Source organism: Pseudomonas sp. DF11 (assembly GCF_058148565.1).
In genome coordinates, this window is record NZ_JBYVYN010000008.1 from 148,277 (window position 1) to 162,483 (window position 14,207).

Sequence of the window (14,207 nt, forward strand, 5' to 3'; positions counted from 1 at the left end):
ATCGAGGACGCCGTGATGCTGAAGATATGGGGCCGGAAAAATTCATCGAATGTGCGCAAGGCGTTGTGGTGCGCGCAAGAGTTGGGACTGGCCTACCAGGCCATTGATGCGGGCGGGGCATTCGGGGTGGTGGACACGCCCGAGTACCGTGCGAAAAACCCCAACGGCCGCGTGCCGATGATCGAGGACGACGGTTTCGTGCTCTGGGAATCCAACACCATCGTGCGGTACCTGGCTGCTCGTCATGCGTCGGGTTCGGCCTGGTATCCCGCAGATGTCCAGGCACGGGCCAAGGCTGATAAATGGATGGACTGGACCACGTCCAGCTTTGCCGCACCGTTTCGCACGGTGTTCTGGGGCGTGTTGCGCACCCCGGCCGAGCAACAGGACTGGGCGGCCATCAACGCGGCGATCAAGGAGTGCGATGACTTGTTGGCGATGGTCGAACGAACCTTGAGCGAACAGCCCTACCTGTCGGGTGATGAAATCGGCATGGGCGACATTCCCCTGGGCAGTTTCATTTATGCCTGGTTCGAGATGCCCATCCAGCGCGCCGAGCTACCTGGCGTACAGGCCTGGTACGCGCGGTTGCAGCAGCGTCCGGCCTACCGCAAGGCCGTCATGACCGCGTTGACTTAATACTTACTATCGACACACTTGACTGTACTTGTGCGGCGACGCCACGCACCATTGCCTTCGCGCGCCGTGGTTGCATTGCTCGCCGCTCGCCCTTATCTATTGTTTTCTTCCCTCCCTTCTTGGTGCGTAATCCGATATGAGTTCCGCTCTGTCCATCCGGCAGCTAACCAAAACCTACGGCAACGGTTTCCAGGCCTTGAGTGGTATCGATCTGGACGTCGCCGAAGGTGATTTCTTCGCCTTGCTCGGCCCTAACGGTGCCGGCAAATCCACCACTATCGGCATTCTTTCCACCCTGGTGAACAAGACCAGCGGCACGGTGAATGTCTTTGGGCATGACCTGGACCGCGAGCCCGCCGCGCTCAAGCGCTGCATTGGCGTGGTGCCCCAGGAATTCAACTTCAACCAGTTCGAAAAGACCTTCGACATCGTCGTGACCCAGGCCGGCTACTACGGCATCCCGCCGAAGATCGCCAACGAGCGCGCCGAGCAATACCTGACCCAGTTGGGCCTGTGGGACAAGCGTGACGTGCCGTCCCGTTCATTGTCCGGCGGCATGAAGCGGCGACTGATGATTGCCCGCGCGCTGGTGCATGAACCGCGCCTGCTGATCCTCGACGAACCGACCGCCGGCGTGGACATCGAGTTGCGTCGTTCGATGTGGAGCTTCCTGACCGAGCTGAACCAGAAAGGCATCACCATCATCCTCACCACCCATTACCTGGAAGAGGCTGAGCAGTTGTGCCGCAACATCGGCATCATCGACCACGGCACCATCGTCGAGAACACCAGCATGCGCCAGTTGCTCAGCCAACTGCATGTGGAAACCTTCGTGCTGGACCTGAAAAACGACCTGAAGGCCGCGCCCCAACTTATCGGTTATCCGGCCCGCCTGGTGGACAGCCACACCCTGGAAGTCCAGGTGGACAAAACCGTGGGTATCACCGGGCTGTTCACCCAACTGGCCCTGCAAAACATTGAAGTGCAGAGCCTGCGCAATAAAACCAATCGCCTCGAGGAGTTGTTCGTGTCCCTGGTGGAGAAAAATCTGGCGAAGGTGGCGGTATGAGTGTGAGTTCTGAACTGCGCCCCAACCTCATCGCCCTCAATACCATCGTGTACCGCGAAGTCCGGCGTTTCATGCGGATCTGGCCGCAGACACTGCTGCCGCCAGCCATCACCATGGTCTTGTACTTCGTGATCTTCGGTAACCTGATCGGCCGGCAGATCGGCGACATGGGCGGCTTCACCTACATGGACTACATCGTGCCGGGGCTGATCATGATGTCGGTGATCACCAACTCCTACGGCAACGTGGTGTCGAGCTTCTTCGGCAGCAAGTTCCAGCGTTCGATCGAAGAACTGATGGTCTCGCCGGTATCGCCCCATACGATCCTCATCGGCTACACCCTGGGCGGCGTGTTGCGGGGGCTGGCGGTGGGCCTGATCGTGACCCTGCTGTCGTTGTTCTTCACCCATTTGCAGGTGCATCACCTGGGGGTGACGGTGCTGGTGGTGGTACTCACGGCGACGATCTTTTCATTGCTGGGTTTCATCAATGCCGTGTTTGCGCGCAACTTCGATGACATCTCCATCATCCCGACGTTCGTGCTCACGCCGCTGACCTACCTGGGCGGGGTGTTCTACTCGATCTCGCTGCTGCCACCGTTCTGGCAGACCGTGTCCCTGGCCAACCCGGTGCTGCACATGGTCAACGCCTTTCGCTACGGCATCCTCGGGGTGTCGGACATCAAGATCAGCATCGCGATTACCTTCATGCTGGTCGCGACCGTAGTGCTCTACATCGGTTGTGCGCGGTTGCTGGTCAGCGGGCGTGGGATGCGTACCTGACAAGACCGCGTCGCCTTCTTCGCGAGCAAGCCCGCTCCCACACTGATCTATGTCGAACGCTGATCTTGCGTTCACTGAATATCGAATGTGGGAGCGGGCTTGCTCGCGAAGAGGCCAATAAGAACACCAAAAAAAAGGCCTCCATTCCCAGGAGGCCTTTTTTTGCATCTCACATCCGGCTTTTCTTGCGCCGCCTCCACTGCCGCGCCACCCACCAGCGCCAGTAGCTCATGGTGACGAAGTAGGCCAGGGCGCCGAGTACCAGGCCGGTCACCACCGAACCGAGCAGGAACGGCTGCCACAAGGTGGACAACTGGCCGCTGATCCATTCCCAGGTCAGTTCTTCGGGCAATGTCCGGGCGGGTACGTCCATCAGCCAGGCGCCGGTCTGGTAGGTGCAGAAGAACACCGCCGGCATGGTGATCGGATTGGTCAGCCACACCAGGCTCACCGCAATCGGCATATTGCCGCGCACCGTGACGGCCAATGCGGCGGCCAGCAACATTTGCAACGGGATTGGCAAGAATGCGGCAAACAGGCCAACAGCCATCGCCCGGGCCACGGAGTGCCGATTGAGGTGCCAAAGGTTGGGATCGTGCAGCAGGGTACCGAGAAAACGTAAGGATTTGTGTTCCCGAATGCTCTCTGGGTCTGGCATGTAACGTTTGAATAGGCGCCGGGGCATAGGCTTCTCGGTCGGTTCAACGCAGTGAGGCCGCAAGTATGTCCGGATTCTACGGCTGGCAGATTCAGACTTTGTGACAATTGATAACGCCGACAGTGCCGTGGACCGTCTATGCCTGGAGAGGGCACTCTCAAGGACGGGTTATGCGCACAGGGTTAATCGCGCTTGCACTGGGGCTGTTGGCCCCGATTTTTTTACCGGCACTGCCACCGTTGTGGCTGATTGCAGCCATGCCGGTGCTGGCGCTGATGGCGTTGCCGTTTCGAACCTATCCGCTGGGTTTCTTCCTGTTCGGGCTGGCCTGGGCCTGTCTGTCGGCGCAGTTTGCGCTGGACGACCGGTTACCCGTCGCGCTCGATGGAGAAACCCGTTGGGTCGAGGGGCGCGTCGTCGGTTTGCCGCAACAGGACGATGGCGTGGTGCGTTTCGAACTGGCTGATGCCCATTCACGTCGTACCCGGCTACCGACGACACTGCGTCTCGCCTGGTTCGGTGGCCCGCCGGTCAACAGCGGCGAGCGCTGGCGATTGGCGGTGAAACTCAAGCGACCCGCCGGGTTGCTGAACCCACACGGCTTCGATTATTCAGCCTGGTTGTTGAGTCGCGGTATCGGCGCGACCGGTACGGTCAAGGACGGCCGTCTTTTGCAGGCGGCCCGGGGTGCCTGGCGGGATGAGGTGCGCCAGGCACTGGCACAGGTCGACGCCAACGGTCGCTCCGGTGCGCTGGCGGCGCTGGTGCTGGGCGACGGTGGCGGGCTGAGTCGCGAAGATTGGCAGGTGCTGCAAGACACCGGCACCGTCCACTTGCTGGTGATCTCCGGGCAGCACATCGGCCTGCTCGCCGGCCTGGTGTACCTGTTGGTGGCTGGCGCGGCGCGCTATGGCCTGTGGCCGGCAGGTCTGGCATGGTTGCCTTGGGCCTGCGCGCTGGCTTTCTGCGCCGCCCTGGGCTACGGCTTGCTCGCCGGGTTCGAGGTGCCGGTGCGGCGGGCCTGCGCGATGATCGGCCTGGTGCTGTTGTGGCGCTTGCGCTTCAAGCAGCCGGACCCGTGGTGGGCATGGCTGCTGGCCTTCGCCGGGGTGCTGGTGTTCGACCCGCTTGCCAGCCTGCGACCAGGGTTCTGGCTATCGTTTGCGGCCGTCGCCATATTGATGTTCACCTTTGGCGGTCGCCTGGGGCCCTGGCGCTGGTGGCAAACCTGGACCCGTGCCCAGTGGCTGGTCGCGGTCGGCCTGTGTCCGTTGTTGTTGATCGTGGGGTTGCCGGTCAGTCTCAGCGGGCCGCTGGTGAACCTGCTCGCGGTGCCCTGGATCAGCCTGTTGGTCTTGCCGTCGGCGCTGCTCGGCACGGCGTTGTTGCCGGTCCCTCTCATTGGCGAAGGCCTGCTGTGGATCGCCGGCGGACTGCTCGATCTGTTGTTCAAGGGGCTGACGCTGGTCGCCGGACGAATGCCGGCCTGGGTCCCGGCCGCAGTCCCGAACTGGGCCCTGGGTATCGCCGTCCTCGGCGCTTTTCTGCTGCTGTTGCCCAAAGGTGTGCCGCTACGTTTACTGGGGTGGCCGATGGTGTTGCTGATGGTTTTTCCACCGCGAGAACACCTGCCGCCAGGGCAAGCCGAGATCTGGCAACTGGACGTGGGCCAAGGGCTGGCGGTGCTGGTGCGGACCCGACGGCACACCCTGCTATACGACGCCGGGCCGCGTTTTGGCGAGGCTGATGTGGGCGAGCGGGTCGTCCTGCCGACCTTGCGCAAACTGGGGGTTCGAGGCTTGGACCTGATGCTGCTCAGCCATGCCGACGCCGATCATGCCGGTGGTGCCCCGGCCGTACGCAACGGGCTGCCGACGAAGGAAGTGATCAGCGGCGATCCCGATGCGCTGTCCGCCGAGTTGCTGGCCGGGCCCTGCGACAGTGGCCGGCGCTGGGAATGGGACGGGGTAGGGTTCGAGCTATGGCGATGGGCCTCTGCTGTCGAAAGCAACCAGAAATCCTGCGTCTTGCTGGTGGAGGCAGGCGGTGAGCGCCTGCTTTTGACCGGCGATATCGACATCCATGCCGAACGCGCCTTGCTCGACGAGCCCCTGGCGCTACCGATCCAGTGGCTGGCCGCACCTCACCACGGCAGTCGCAGTTCGTCGTCGATGACGTTGCTGTCACGTCTCAAGCCGCATTCGGTGTTGATTTCCCGAGGGCAGGGCAACGCGTTCGGCCATCCCCATCCGCAGGTGATGGCCCGCTACCGCCGCTCGGGCCTGGCGATCTACGACAGCGCCGAGCAGGGCGCCATTCGTCTGCAACTGGGGGCTTTCGAGTTGCCGCGCACCGAGGCCGGGCACCGACGTTACTGGCGCGATCGGCCAGCAGTCGGGCCACCGGGGCAATATTGATCCAACGCAATCGGCTGATGCGCTTATCGGCGGGGCGGGTCTGCAAGGCGAGTCTGTGTGATAAAGTGGCGCACTTTTTCGAGGGGGCAGTCACTGTGTGGGAATTGGTCAAATCCGGCGGCTGGATGATGTTGCCGATCATTCTGAGTTCCATCGCGGCACTGGGTATCGTTGCCGAACGCCTGTGGACCCTGCGGGCCAGCCGCGTGACCCCGGAGCATCTGCTCGGGCAGGTCTGGGTCTGGATCAAGGACAAGCAACTGAACAAGGACAAGCTCAAGGAGCTGCGGGCCAGTTCGCCGTTGGGCGAAGTCCTCGCCGCCGGCCTGGCGAACTCCAAGCATGGTCGCGAGATCATGAAGGAGTGCATCGAGGAAGCCGCCGCCCGGGTCATCCATGAACTGGAACGCTACATCAATACCCTGGGAACCATCGCCGCCATGTCCCCGCTGCTCGGCCTGCTGGGTACCGTGCTGGGCATGATCGACATCTTCAGCGCGTTTACCGGCTCCGGCATGACCACCAACGCCGCGGTACTGGCAGGGGGGATTTCCAAGGCCCTGATCACCACCGCCGCCGGCCTGATGGTGGGCATTCCGGCCGTATTCTTCCATCGGTTCCTGCAACGCCGCGTCGACGAGCTGGTGGTTGGCATGGAGCAGGAAGCCATCAAGTTGGTCGAGGTGGTGCAGGGGGACCGTGATGTGGACCTGGCTGGGGGCAAGAAGTGAAATTCCGCCGCAAGCCACGGGAAAACATCGAGATCAACCTCGCGTCGCTGATCGACGTGGTGTTCATCCTGCTGCTGTTTTTCGTCGTGACCACCACGTTCACCCGGGAAACCCAGCTCAAGGTTGAACTGCCGCAGGCCGTCAGCGGCTCGCCGGCCGAAGACCAGCAACTGAAGAACCTGGAAATCACCATCAGCGCCGAAGGGGCGTTTTCGGTGAATAACCAATTGCTGCCCAAGAGCGACCTGGCGAGCCTGATCGAGGCCTTGCAGAAAGAGTCTGGCGGTGACACCAACCTGCCGCTGTCCATCAGCGCCGACGGCAAGACCCCCCATCAATCGGTGATCACCGCCATGGATGCGGCCGGCAAGCTCGGCTTCAGCCATCTGCGCATGACCACGGTCGAGGCGGCTCCCGCACCCTGATGGCCATGTCCGATCGATTGCTTGCCGCGTGGTACGAAGGTCACCCGGCCCTGACCCTGCTACGGCCGCTGGAGTGGTTGTACCGACGAGTGGTGGTGGGCAAGCGCCAGCGTTTCCTGGCGGGTGGAGGGCAGATCTATCAGCCCCCCGTGCCGCTGGTGGTGGTGGGCAATATCACGGTCGGCGGCACTGGCAAGACGCCGCTGATCCTGTGGATGATCCAACATTGCCAGCGCAGCGGCTTGCGGGTCGGCGTGGTCAGCCGGGGTTATGGCGCCAAGCCGCCGCAACTGCCCTGGCGAGTCAAGGCCGAGCAGGGCGCCGACGTCGCCGGTGATGAGCCGCTGTTGATCGTCCAGCGCACAGGCGTGCCGTTGATGATTGACCCTGATCGCAGTCGTGCGGTCCAGGCGCTGCTTGCGGCCGAACCGCTGGACCTGATCCTGTCCGACGACGGTATGCAGCATTATCGGATGGCTCGGGACCTCGAGCTGGTGCTGATCGACAGCGCGCGGGGCCTGGGCAACCGCCGTTGTTTGCCTGCCGGGCCATTGCGCGAGCCGGTCGAGCGCCTGCAATCGGTCGACGCCGTGCTGTACAACGGCGCCAGCGCCGATCGTGAGGACGGCTTTGCCTTCCAATTGCGCCCCACCGAACTGGTGAACCTGGCCAGCGGCGAACGCCGTCCTCTCGACCATTTTCCATCCGGCCAGGCCTTGCACGCCGTGGCCGGCATCGGCAACCCCCAGCGTTTCTTCAAGACCCTCGAAACGCTACACTGGCGGCCAATACCGCACGGGTTTGCCGACCACGCCGAATACAGCGCCCAGGCCTTGAGTTTCACACCTTCGCTGCCAGTGGTCATGACGGAAAAGGATGCGGTCAAATGCCGTGCCTTCGCTGCACCTGACTGGTGGTACCTGGCGGTGGACGCCGCGCCATCGCCGGCCTTCGCGGCCTGGTTCGATACGCAGTTGATGCGCCTGTTGCCGGATCGGCTTTTGCCTTAAACCTTTTATCCAGGGGAATACCATGGACACCAAATTGCTCGATATTCTGGCCTGCCCGGTCTGCAAAGGCCCGCTCAAGCTCAGCGCCGACAAGACCGAACTGATCAGCAAGGGCGCCGGCCTGGCTTACCCGATTCGCGACGGCATCCCGGTGATGCTCGAAAGCGAAGCCCGCACTCTGACTACCGACGAGCGCCTGGATAAATGACCGCAGCCTTTACCGTTGTCATTCCGTCGCGCTTCGCCTCGACGCGTCTGCCCGGCAAGCCCTTGCTGTCGATTGCCGGCAAGCCGATGATCCAGCACGTCTGGGAGCAGGCTCGCAAAAGCAGCGCCCAGCGCGTGGTGGTGGCGACTGACGATGTACGCATCGTCGAGGCCTGCAAAGGCTTTGGCGCCGAGGTGGTCCTGACTCGTGAAGATCATAATTCCGGCACCGATCGCCTGGCGGAAGTCGCCGAGAAACTGGGGCTGGAACCCGACGCCATCGTGGTCAATGTGCAGGGCGACGAGCCGTTGATCCCGCCGAGCGTCATCGATCAGGTCGCCGCCAACCTGGCGGCCCACACCGAAGCGCGCATGGCCACCCTGGCCGAGCCGATCGAGGATGCGCAGACCCTGTTCAACCCTAGCGTGGTCAAGGTTGTGAGTGACCTCAATGGCCTGGCGCTGACCTTCAGCCGTGCAATATTGCCCTGGGCCCGGGACGCGTTTGCCCAGAACCCCGATGTACTGCCCGAAGGCGTACCGTACCGCCGCCATATCGGTATCTATGCCTACCGCGCCGGTTTCCTCCAGGACTTTGTCGCCTGGGGCCCATGCTGGTTGGAAAACACTGAATCCCTGGAGCAACTGCGTGCCCTGTGGCATGGCGTGCGGATCCACGTCGCCGATGCGCTGATCGCCCCGCCGACCGGAGTCGACACCGCCGAAGACCTCGAGCGCGTTCGTCGCCTGCTGGAGGCTTGATGCGGGTCCTGTTCGTCTGCCTCGGCAATATCTGCCGCTCGCCCACCGCCGAAGGCATCCTGCGCCACAAGTTGCGTGAGGCCGGGTTGGCCGGGCAGGTGGAAGTCGCTTCCGCCGGCACCGGTGACTGGCACGTCGGCAAAGCCCCGGACAAGCGCAGCCAGGCTGCGGCCCTGAAGCGAGGCTACGACTTGTCGGCCCAGCGCGCGCAACAGGTGACCCGTGCTGACTTCGCCACCTACGACCTGATCCTGGCGATGGACAGCAGCAATCTGCGCCATCTCAAGGCCCTGCAACCGGCCAATGCCAGGGCCGAGCTGGATCTGTTCCTGCGGCGCTACGAAGCCGAGCTCGACGATGTGCCGGACCCGTACTACGACGGCGAGCAGGGCTTCGAGCAGGTGCTGGACTTGATCGAGCGCGCCACGGATCGCCTGGTGATCGAATTGAAGGGGCGGTTATGACCTTGCAGGTACGGGCGGGCGTCAGCCTCAAGCCTTTCAACAGTTTTGGGGTGGACGTCAACGCCCGCTTGTTCGCTGAAGCCCACGACGATGGTGATGTCCGTGAGGCGTTGGCTTATGCCAGCGAACATGCCGTGCCATTGCTGGTGATCGGCGGTGGTAGCAACCTGCTGCTGACCGGTGACATCGACGCATTGGTGGTGCGCATGGCCAGCCGGGGAATTCGTTTGCTCAGCGATGACGGCGAACGGGTGGTGGTCGAAGCAGAAGCCGGGGAACCTTGGCACCCCTTCGTCCAGCACACGCTGGCGCAAGGCTGGTCGGGCCTGGAAAATCTCAGCCTGATTCCCGGTACGGTCGGGGCGGCACCGATGCAAAACATCGGTGCCTACGGCGTGGAGATCAAGGATGTCTTCGCCGGCCTCACCGCGCTGGATCGTCAGACTGGCGAGCTGCGCGAGTTCACCCTTGAGGAATGCCGTTTCGCCTACCGCGACAGCCTGTTCAAGCAGCAAGTGGGGCGTTGGTTGATCTTGCGGGTGCGCTTCGCCCTCAGCCGCGTCGCGCACTTGCACTTGGAGTACGGCCCGGTCCGCCAGCGATTGACCGAGCAGGGCATCGAGCAGGCGACGCCTGCCGATGTGAGCCGGGCGATTTGCAGCATCCGCAGTGAAAAACTTCCGGACCCGGCCGTGCTGGGCAACGCGGGCAGTTTCTTCAAGAACCCGCTGGTGCCGGCCACCCACGTGGCCCACCTCAAGCTGCAATACCCGGATCTGGTGGCTTATCCACAGCCTGAAGGGCAGATGAAAATCGCCGCTGGTTGGCTGATCGAACGGGCGGGCTGGAAGGGCTTTCGCGAGGGTGATGCCGGGGTGCATAAATTGCAGGCGTTGGTGCTGGTCAACTACGGCAAGGCCACTGGTCAGCAACTTCTGGACTTGGCCCTGCGTATCCAGAAAGACATTGCCGAACGTTTCCAGGTCGAGCTGGAAATGGAACCCAATCGGTACTGAAGCGGACTTTCGCAACCGCCTGAAAAAACGCCCTGCACACCCTGCGCACGATCATTTGTGCAGGATTGTGCAGGGCGTTTTGTTTGATCCTGGGTTAATTTAGCTTCCTAACGATGCGATCCTTGCATCCCTAAGGCCCGATACAGACGCCTGCGTGCGTCCGGATAAGAGAGCCCGATCAGCCTGAGCCAGTCTGCGACAACCGAACCGTTACCCAAGCGGCAGATTGCTCGACCCCATAACTCGATAACTATGCGGGCGTGCCCATGATTACCCTGAAACTCAATGGAAAAGACCATCAACTGGATGTGACCGAGGACATGCCACTGCTGTGGGCCATCCGGGACGTGGCCGGTTACAACGGCACCAAATTCGGCTGCGGCATGGGCCTGTGCGGCGCGTGCACCATCCACATCGACGGCGCCCCGGCGCGCAGTTGCATTACGCCCATCGGCTCGGTGAAAGGGCAGGACATCAGCACCATCGATGGGCTCCACGCCGACCCGATCGGGCAAGTCGTCCAGAAGGCCTGGCTCGACACCGCCGTGGCCCAGTGCGGTTACTGCCAGGGCGGGCAGATCATGTCCGCGACCGCCTTGCTCAAGACCAACCCCAACCCGAGCGATGAGCAGATCGAGGAAGCCATGGTCGGCAACATCTGCCGCTGTGGCACCTATAACCGGATCAAGACCGCGATCCGCCAAGCCTCCACTCACCTGAAGGAGGCCAAGGCATGAGCCGCTTGCCCAATGATTTTGTGCTGAGCAACCTCAGCCGTCGTGGCTTCCTCAAGGGCGCGAGCGCCACCGGTGTGCTGGTGCTGGCCGCCAGTTGGGGGATGCCGGATGCCTTTGCCGAGGAAAAGAAATTCGGCGCCGAGGGCATGCCCCATGGCGCGGTCGACGACCCGAAGGTGTACGTCAGCATTGCCGCCGACGGCAGCGTGACCGTGATCTGCAACCGTTCGGAAATGGGCCAGGGTGTGCGCACCAGCCTGAGCATGGTCGTGGCCGATGAGATGGAGGCCGACTGGGCACGGGTGAAGGTGCAACAGGCGCCGGCCGATGAGGCACGTTTCGGCAACCAGGACACCGACGGTTCACGCAGCATGCGTCACTGGTACGAGCCGATGCGCCGTTGCGGTGCTGCCGCGCGGACCATGTTGGAACAAGCCGCTGCCGCACAGTGGAAGGTCCCGGTGGGTGAATGCCATGCCCAACTGCACAAAGTGCTGCACCAACCTTCCGGTCGCGAATTGAGCTATGGCGAATTGGCCGCTGCCGCCAGTGCCCTGCCAGTACCGAGCCGTGACAGCTTGCGTCTCAAGCAGCCAGCCGAGTTCCGTTATATCGGCAAGGAAGCGAGCCGGGCCATCGATGGCGCGGACATCGTCAACGGCCGTGCCGTGTTCGGGGCCGATGTGCATTTGGACGGCATGCTCTACGCCGTCATCGCGCGTCCGCCGGTCTATGGTGGCAAGGTCAAGAGTGTGGACAGCAGCGCCGCGCTGAAAGTACCGGGCGTGGTCAAGGTGGTGCAGATCGAAGGGCGCCCGCTACCCTCGGAGTTCCAGCCGTTGGGCGGCGTGGCGGTGGTGGCGAAGAACACCTGGGCGGCGATCAAGGGCCGTGAAGCACTGAAAATCCAGTGGGACGACGGCCCGAATGCCGCTTATGACTCCATTGCCTATCGCAAGGAGCTGGAAGCGGCGGCCCTCAAGCCCGGCAAAGTCGTGCGCAGCAGCGGCGATCTCGATGACGCGTTGGCCAAGGCTGATTCGACATTGGAGGCGTCGTATTACTTGCCGCATCTGTCCCAGTCGCCGATGGAGCCGATGGTCGCGGTCGCTCGTTTCAAGGACGGCCAATGCGAGGCCTGGGCACCGAGCCAGGCGCCGCAGGTGACTCGCGAGCGTGTCGCCGAACGCCTGGGCATTCCTTTCGAGAAGGTCACGGTGAACATCACGTTGTTGGGCGGCGGTTTCGGACGCAAGTCCAAGCCTGATTTTGTCGTCGAAGCGGCGGTGCTCGCCAAGGAGTTTCCCGGCCAGCCGATACGGGTGCAATGGACCCGCGAGGACGACATCCATCACTCGTATTTCCATACCGTGTCAGCCGAATACCTCAAGGCCGGCCTGAACCAGGACGGCATGCCATCGGGCTGGTTGCATCGCACCGTAGCGCCGAGTATCACCGCGCTGTTTGCACCGGGCATGACCCACGAGGCGCCGTTCGAAATAGGCATGGGCGTGACCAACATGGCCTACGCCATTCCCAACCTGCGCCTGGAGAACCCCGAAGCGGTGGCTCATGCCCGGGTGGGTTGGTATCGCTCGGTGTCGAACATCCCCCACGGGTTCGCGATCCAGAGTTTCATCGACGAGTTGGCCCACAAGGCCGGTCAGGATCCACTGAAGTACCAGGTCAAATTGCTCGGGCCGGACCGTAAGATCGATCCGCGTACCTTGAGCGAAGAATGGAACTACGGCGAATCCCCTGAACGTTATCCGATTGATACCGCGCGGATCCGCACGGTGCTGGAAACCGCCGCGAAGGCCGCCGGTTGGGGCCGGGAACTGCCCAAGGGCCGTGGCCTGGGGCTGGCGGTGCACTACAGCTTCGTCACCTACGTGGCGGCGGTGATCGAGGTCGAGGTCAAGGACGATGGCACGGTGATCGTGCACAAGGCGGACATCGCCGTGGATTGTGGTCCGCAGATCAACCCCGAGCGCATCCGCTCCCAGTTCGAAGGTGCCTGTGTCATGGGCCTGGGTAATGCGATGGTGGGTGAAATCAGCTTCAAGGACGGCAAAGTGCAGCAGGACAATTTCCACATGTACGAAGTGGCGCGCATGTCCTTGGCACCCAAGCAAGTAGCCGTGCATCTGGTCACGCCGCCGGGTGACGTGCCGTTGGGCGGTGTCGGCGAGCCGGGCGTTCCGCCTATTGCGCCAGCGCTGTGCAACGCGATTTTCGCCGCCACCGGCAAGCGGATCCGTAACCTGCCTGTGCGCTATCAGTTGCAAGGCTGGCAGCAGGCGAAGGCCTGATGGACAGCGTTGATCTGAACGTCCTGCGCAGCGTGCTTGAATGGCGCCGCGCCGGGCAGCGGGTAGTGTTGTTCACCGTGGTCCAGACCTGGGGCACCGCGCCAAGGCCGCCGGGGGCGATGCTGGCCCTGCGCGAAGATGGCGTGGTGATTGGTTCGGTGTCGGGCGGTTGTGTCGAGGATGACCTGATCGCCCGGCTCCACGACGGTCGCATTCCGGCAGACGGTCCGCCGGTGCAACTGATCACCTATGGCGTTACTCGCGAAGAGGCGGCGCGCTTTGGCCTGCCGTGCGGTGGCACCTTGCGTCTGACCGAGGAGCGGATCGGCGATCCACAGTGGGTCGCCGAACTGTTGGAGCGCTGCGAAGCCCATGAAATCGTCGCCCGCGAGCTGAGCGTCGCCAGCGGCAATGTGGTCCTGACCCCGGCCAACAAGACCGACGCCCTGGTGTTCGATGGGCAAGTCCTGCGGGCCATCTACGGCCCGCGTTGGCGGCTGCTGCTGATCGGCGCTGGGCAACTGTCGCGTTACGTGGCGGAAATGGCCCGGCTGCTGGACTTCGAAGTGCTGATCTGCGATCCGCGCAAGGAGTTTGTCTACGGTTGGGAAGAGCAGCATGGCCGCTTCGTCTCGGGGATGCCCGACGAGGCTGTGTTGAGCATCCAGACCGATGAGCGCACCGCCATCGTGGCCTTGACCCATGATCCGCGCCTGGATGACATGGCGCTGCTCACGGCCCTGGACTCCAAGGCTTTTTATGTCGGCGCCCTGGGTTCGCGGGTCAACAGCCAGAAGCGCCGGGATAACCTGGCTCAGCTAGGCTTGTCAGCAGAGGCCATCGAGCGCCTGCATGGGCCCATCGGCCTGCACATCGGCAGCCACACCCCGGCGGAAATCGCCTTGTCGCTGCTGGCCGAAATCGTGGCGATCAAGAATGGTGTTGAACTGCGGCAGAAAAAAACGCAGTAGGCCGCAG

The 14,207-nt window shown here is 62.9% G+C and carries 15 protein-coding genes; 14 read left to right on the forward strand and 1 reads right to left on the reverse strand.

Features of this window, described 5'->3' with window-relative positions:
• The first annotated feature begins 15 nt into the window (after nucleotides 1-15).
• The 3 genes from AC30D9_RS22405 (at nucleotide 16) to AC30D9_RS22415 (ending at nucleotide 2,490) form a co-directional block, all read left to right on the forward strand.
• Nucleotides 16-639, forward strand: coding sequence for a glutathione S-transferase family protein (locus AC30D9_RS22405; RefSeq protein WP_134925267.1), 624 nt, complete (start codon nucleotides 16-18; stop codon nucleotides 637-639).
• A 136-nt stretch (nucleotides 640-775) separates the two neighbouring features.
• The gene (locus AC30D9_RS22410; protein ID WP_109754403.1) at nucleotides 776-1,708 is read left to right on the forward strand and encodes an ABC transporter ATP-binding protein; all 933 of its coding nucleotides are present in this window, start codon (nucleotides 776-778) and stop codon (nucleotides 1,706-1,708) included.
• A 2-nt stretch (nucleotides 1,709-1,710) separates the two neighbouring features.
• A complete protein-coding gene (locus tag AC30D9_RS22415) occupies nucleotides 1,711-2,490 on the forward strand; it encodes an ABC transporter permease (RefSeq protein ID WP_072347169.1) in 780 nt (259 codons plus the stop codon).
• Nucleotides 2,491-2,659: 169 nt separating this feature from the next.
• Here the strand turns inward: AC30D9_RS22415 and AC30D9_RS22420 are convergent, their stop codons facing one another.
• Nucleotides 2,660-3,175 carry a DUF2062 domain-containing protein gene (locus tag AC30D9_RS22420; RefSeq protein ID WP_046063671.1) on the reverse strand — a complete coding sequence of 172 codons (516 nt, stop codon included), beginning with the start codon at nucleotides 3,173-3,175 and terminating at the stop codon, nucleotides 2,660-2,662.
• Between the two features lie 143 nt (nucleotides 3,176-3,318).
• Between AC30D9_RS22420 and AC30D9_RS22425 the strand changes: the two genes are divergently transcribed.
• The 11 genes from AC30D9_RS22425 to AC30D9_RS22475 all read left to right on the forward strand — a co-directional run bounded on the left by AC30D9_RS22425 (nucleotide 3,319) and on the right by AC30D9_RS22475 (nucleotide 14,200).
• On the forward strand, nucleotides 3,319-5,565 hold the full coding sequence (locus AC30D9_RS22425) for a DNA internalization-related competence protein ComEC/Rec2 (protein ID WP_490144861.1): 2,247 nt from the start codon (nucleotides 3,319-3,321) through the stop codon (nucleotides 5,563-5,565).
• Nucleotides 5,566-5,660: 95 nt separating this feature from the next.
• Nucleotides 5,661-6,296, forward strand: a complete 636-nt coding sequence (locus AC30D9_RS22430; RefSeq protein ID WP_024616893.1) for a MotA/TolQ/ExbB proton channel family protein — start codon at nucleotides 5,661-5,663, stop codon at nucleotides 6,294-6,296.
• Nucleotides 6,293-6,721, forward strand: a complete 429-nt coding sequence (locus tag AC30D9_RS22435) for an ExbD/TolR family protein (RefSeq protein ID WP_013694002.1) — start codon at nucleotides 6,293-6,295, stop codon at nucleotides 6,719-6,721. The genes AC30D9_RS22430 and AC30D9_RS22435 overlap by 4 nt, the downstream gene beginning before the upstream one ends.
• Entirely contained in the window at nucleotides 6,721-7,731 is a 1,011-nt protein-coding gene (gene lpxK, locus AC30D9_RS22440) for a tetraacyldisaccharide 4'-kinase (protein ID WP_490144862.1), read from the forward strand. The genes AC30D9_RS22435 and lpxK overlap by 1 nt, the downstream gene beginning before the upstream one ends.
• A gap of 22 nt (nucleotides 7,732-7,753) precedes the next feature.
• A complete protein-coding gene (locus AC30D9_RS22445; RefSeq protein WP_003179363.1) occupies nucleotides 7,754-7,939 on the forward strand; it encodes a Trm112 family protein in 186 nt (61 codons plus the stop codon).
• The gene (gene kdsB / locus AC30D9_RS22450; protein ID WP_307573956.1) at nucleotides 7,936-8,700 is read left to right on the forward strand and encodes a 3-deoxy-manno-octulosonate cytidylyltransferase; all 765 of its coding nucleotides are present in this window, start codon (nucleotides 7,936-7,938) and stop codon (nucleotides 8,698-8,700) included. The genes AC30D9_RS22445 and kdsB overlap by 4 nt, the downstream gene beginning before the upstream one ends.
• The gene (locus tag AC30D9_RS22455) at nucleotides 8,700-9,164 is read left to right on the forward strand and encodes a low molecular weight protein-tyrosine-phosphatase (RefSeq protein ID WP_307573955.1); all 465 of its coding nucleotides are present in this window, start codon (nucleotides 8,700-8,702) and stop codon (nucleotides 9,162-9,164) included. The genes kdsB and AC30D9_RS22455 overlap by 1 nt, the downstream gene beginning before the upstream one ends.
• Nucleotides 9,161-10,180 (forward strand): UDP-N-acetylmuramate dehydrogenase, encoded by a 1,020-nt coding sequence (gene murB, locus AC30D9_RS22460; protein WP_490144863.1) that lies wholly within the window; start codon nucleotides 9,161-9,163, stop codon nucleotides 10,178-10,180. The genes AC30D9_RS22455 and murB overlap by 4 nt, the downstream gene beginning before the upstream one ends.
• A 266-nt stretch (nucleotides 10,181-10,446) precedes the next feature.
• Nucleotides 10,447-10,917 carry a (2Fe-2S)-binding protein gene (locus AC30D9_RS22465; RefSeq protein WP_490144864.1) on the forward strand — a complete coding sequence of 157 codons (471 nt, stop codon included), beginning with the start codon at nucleotides 10,447-10,449 and terminating at the stop codon, nucleotides 10,915-10,917.
• Nucleotides 10,914-13,229 (forward strand): xanthine dehydrogenase family protein molybdopterin-binding subunit, encoded by a 2,316-nt coding sequence (locus AC30D9_RS22470; RefSeq protein ID WP_490144865.1) that lies wholly within the window; start codon nucleotides 10,914-10,916, stop codon nucleotides 13,227-13,229. Before AC30D9_RS22465 ends, AC30D9_RS22470 begins: the two co-directional genes overlap by 4 nt.
• Entirely contained in the window at nucleotides 13,229-14,200 is a 972-nt protein-coding gene (locus AC30D9_RS22475) for an XdhC family protein (RefSeq protein ID WP_307573948.1), read from the forward strand. Before AC30D9_RS22470 ends, AC30D9_RS22475 begins: the two co-directional genes overlap by 1 nt.
• Nucleotides 14,201-14,207: the final 7 nt, after the last annotated feature.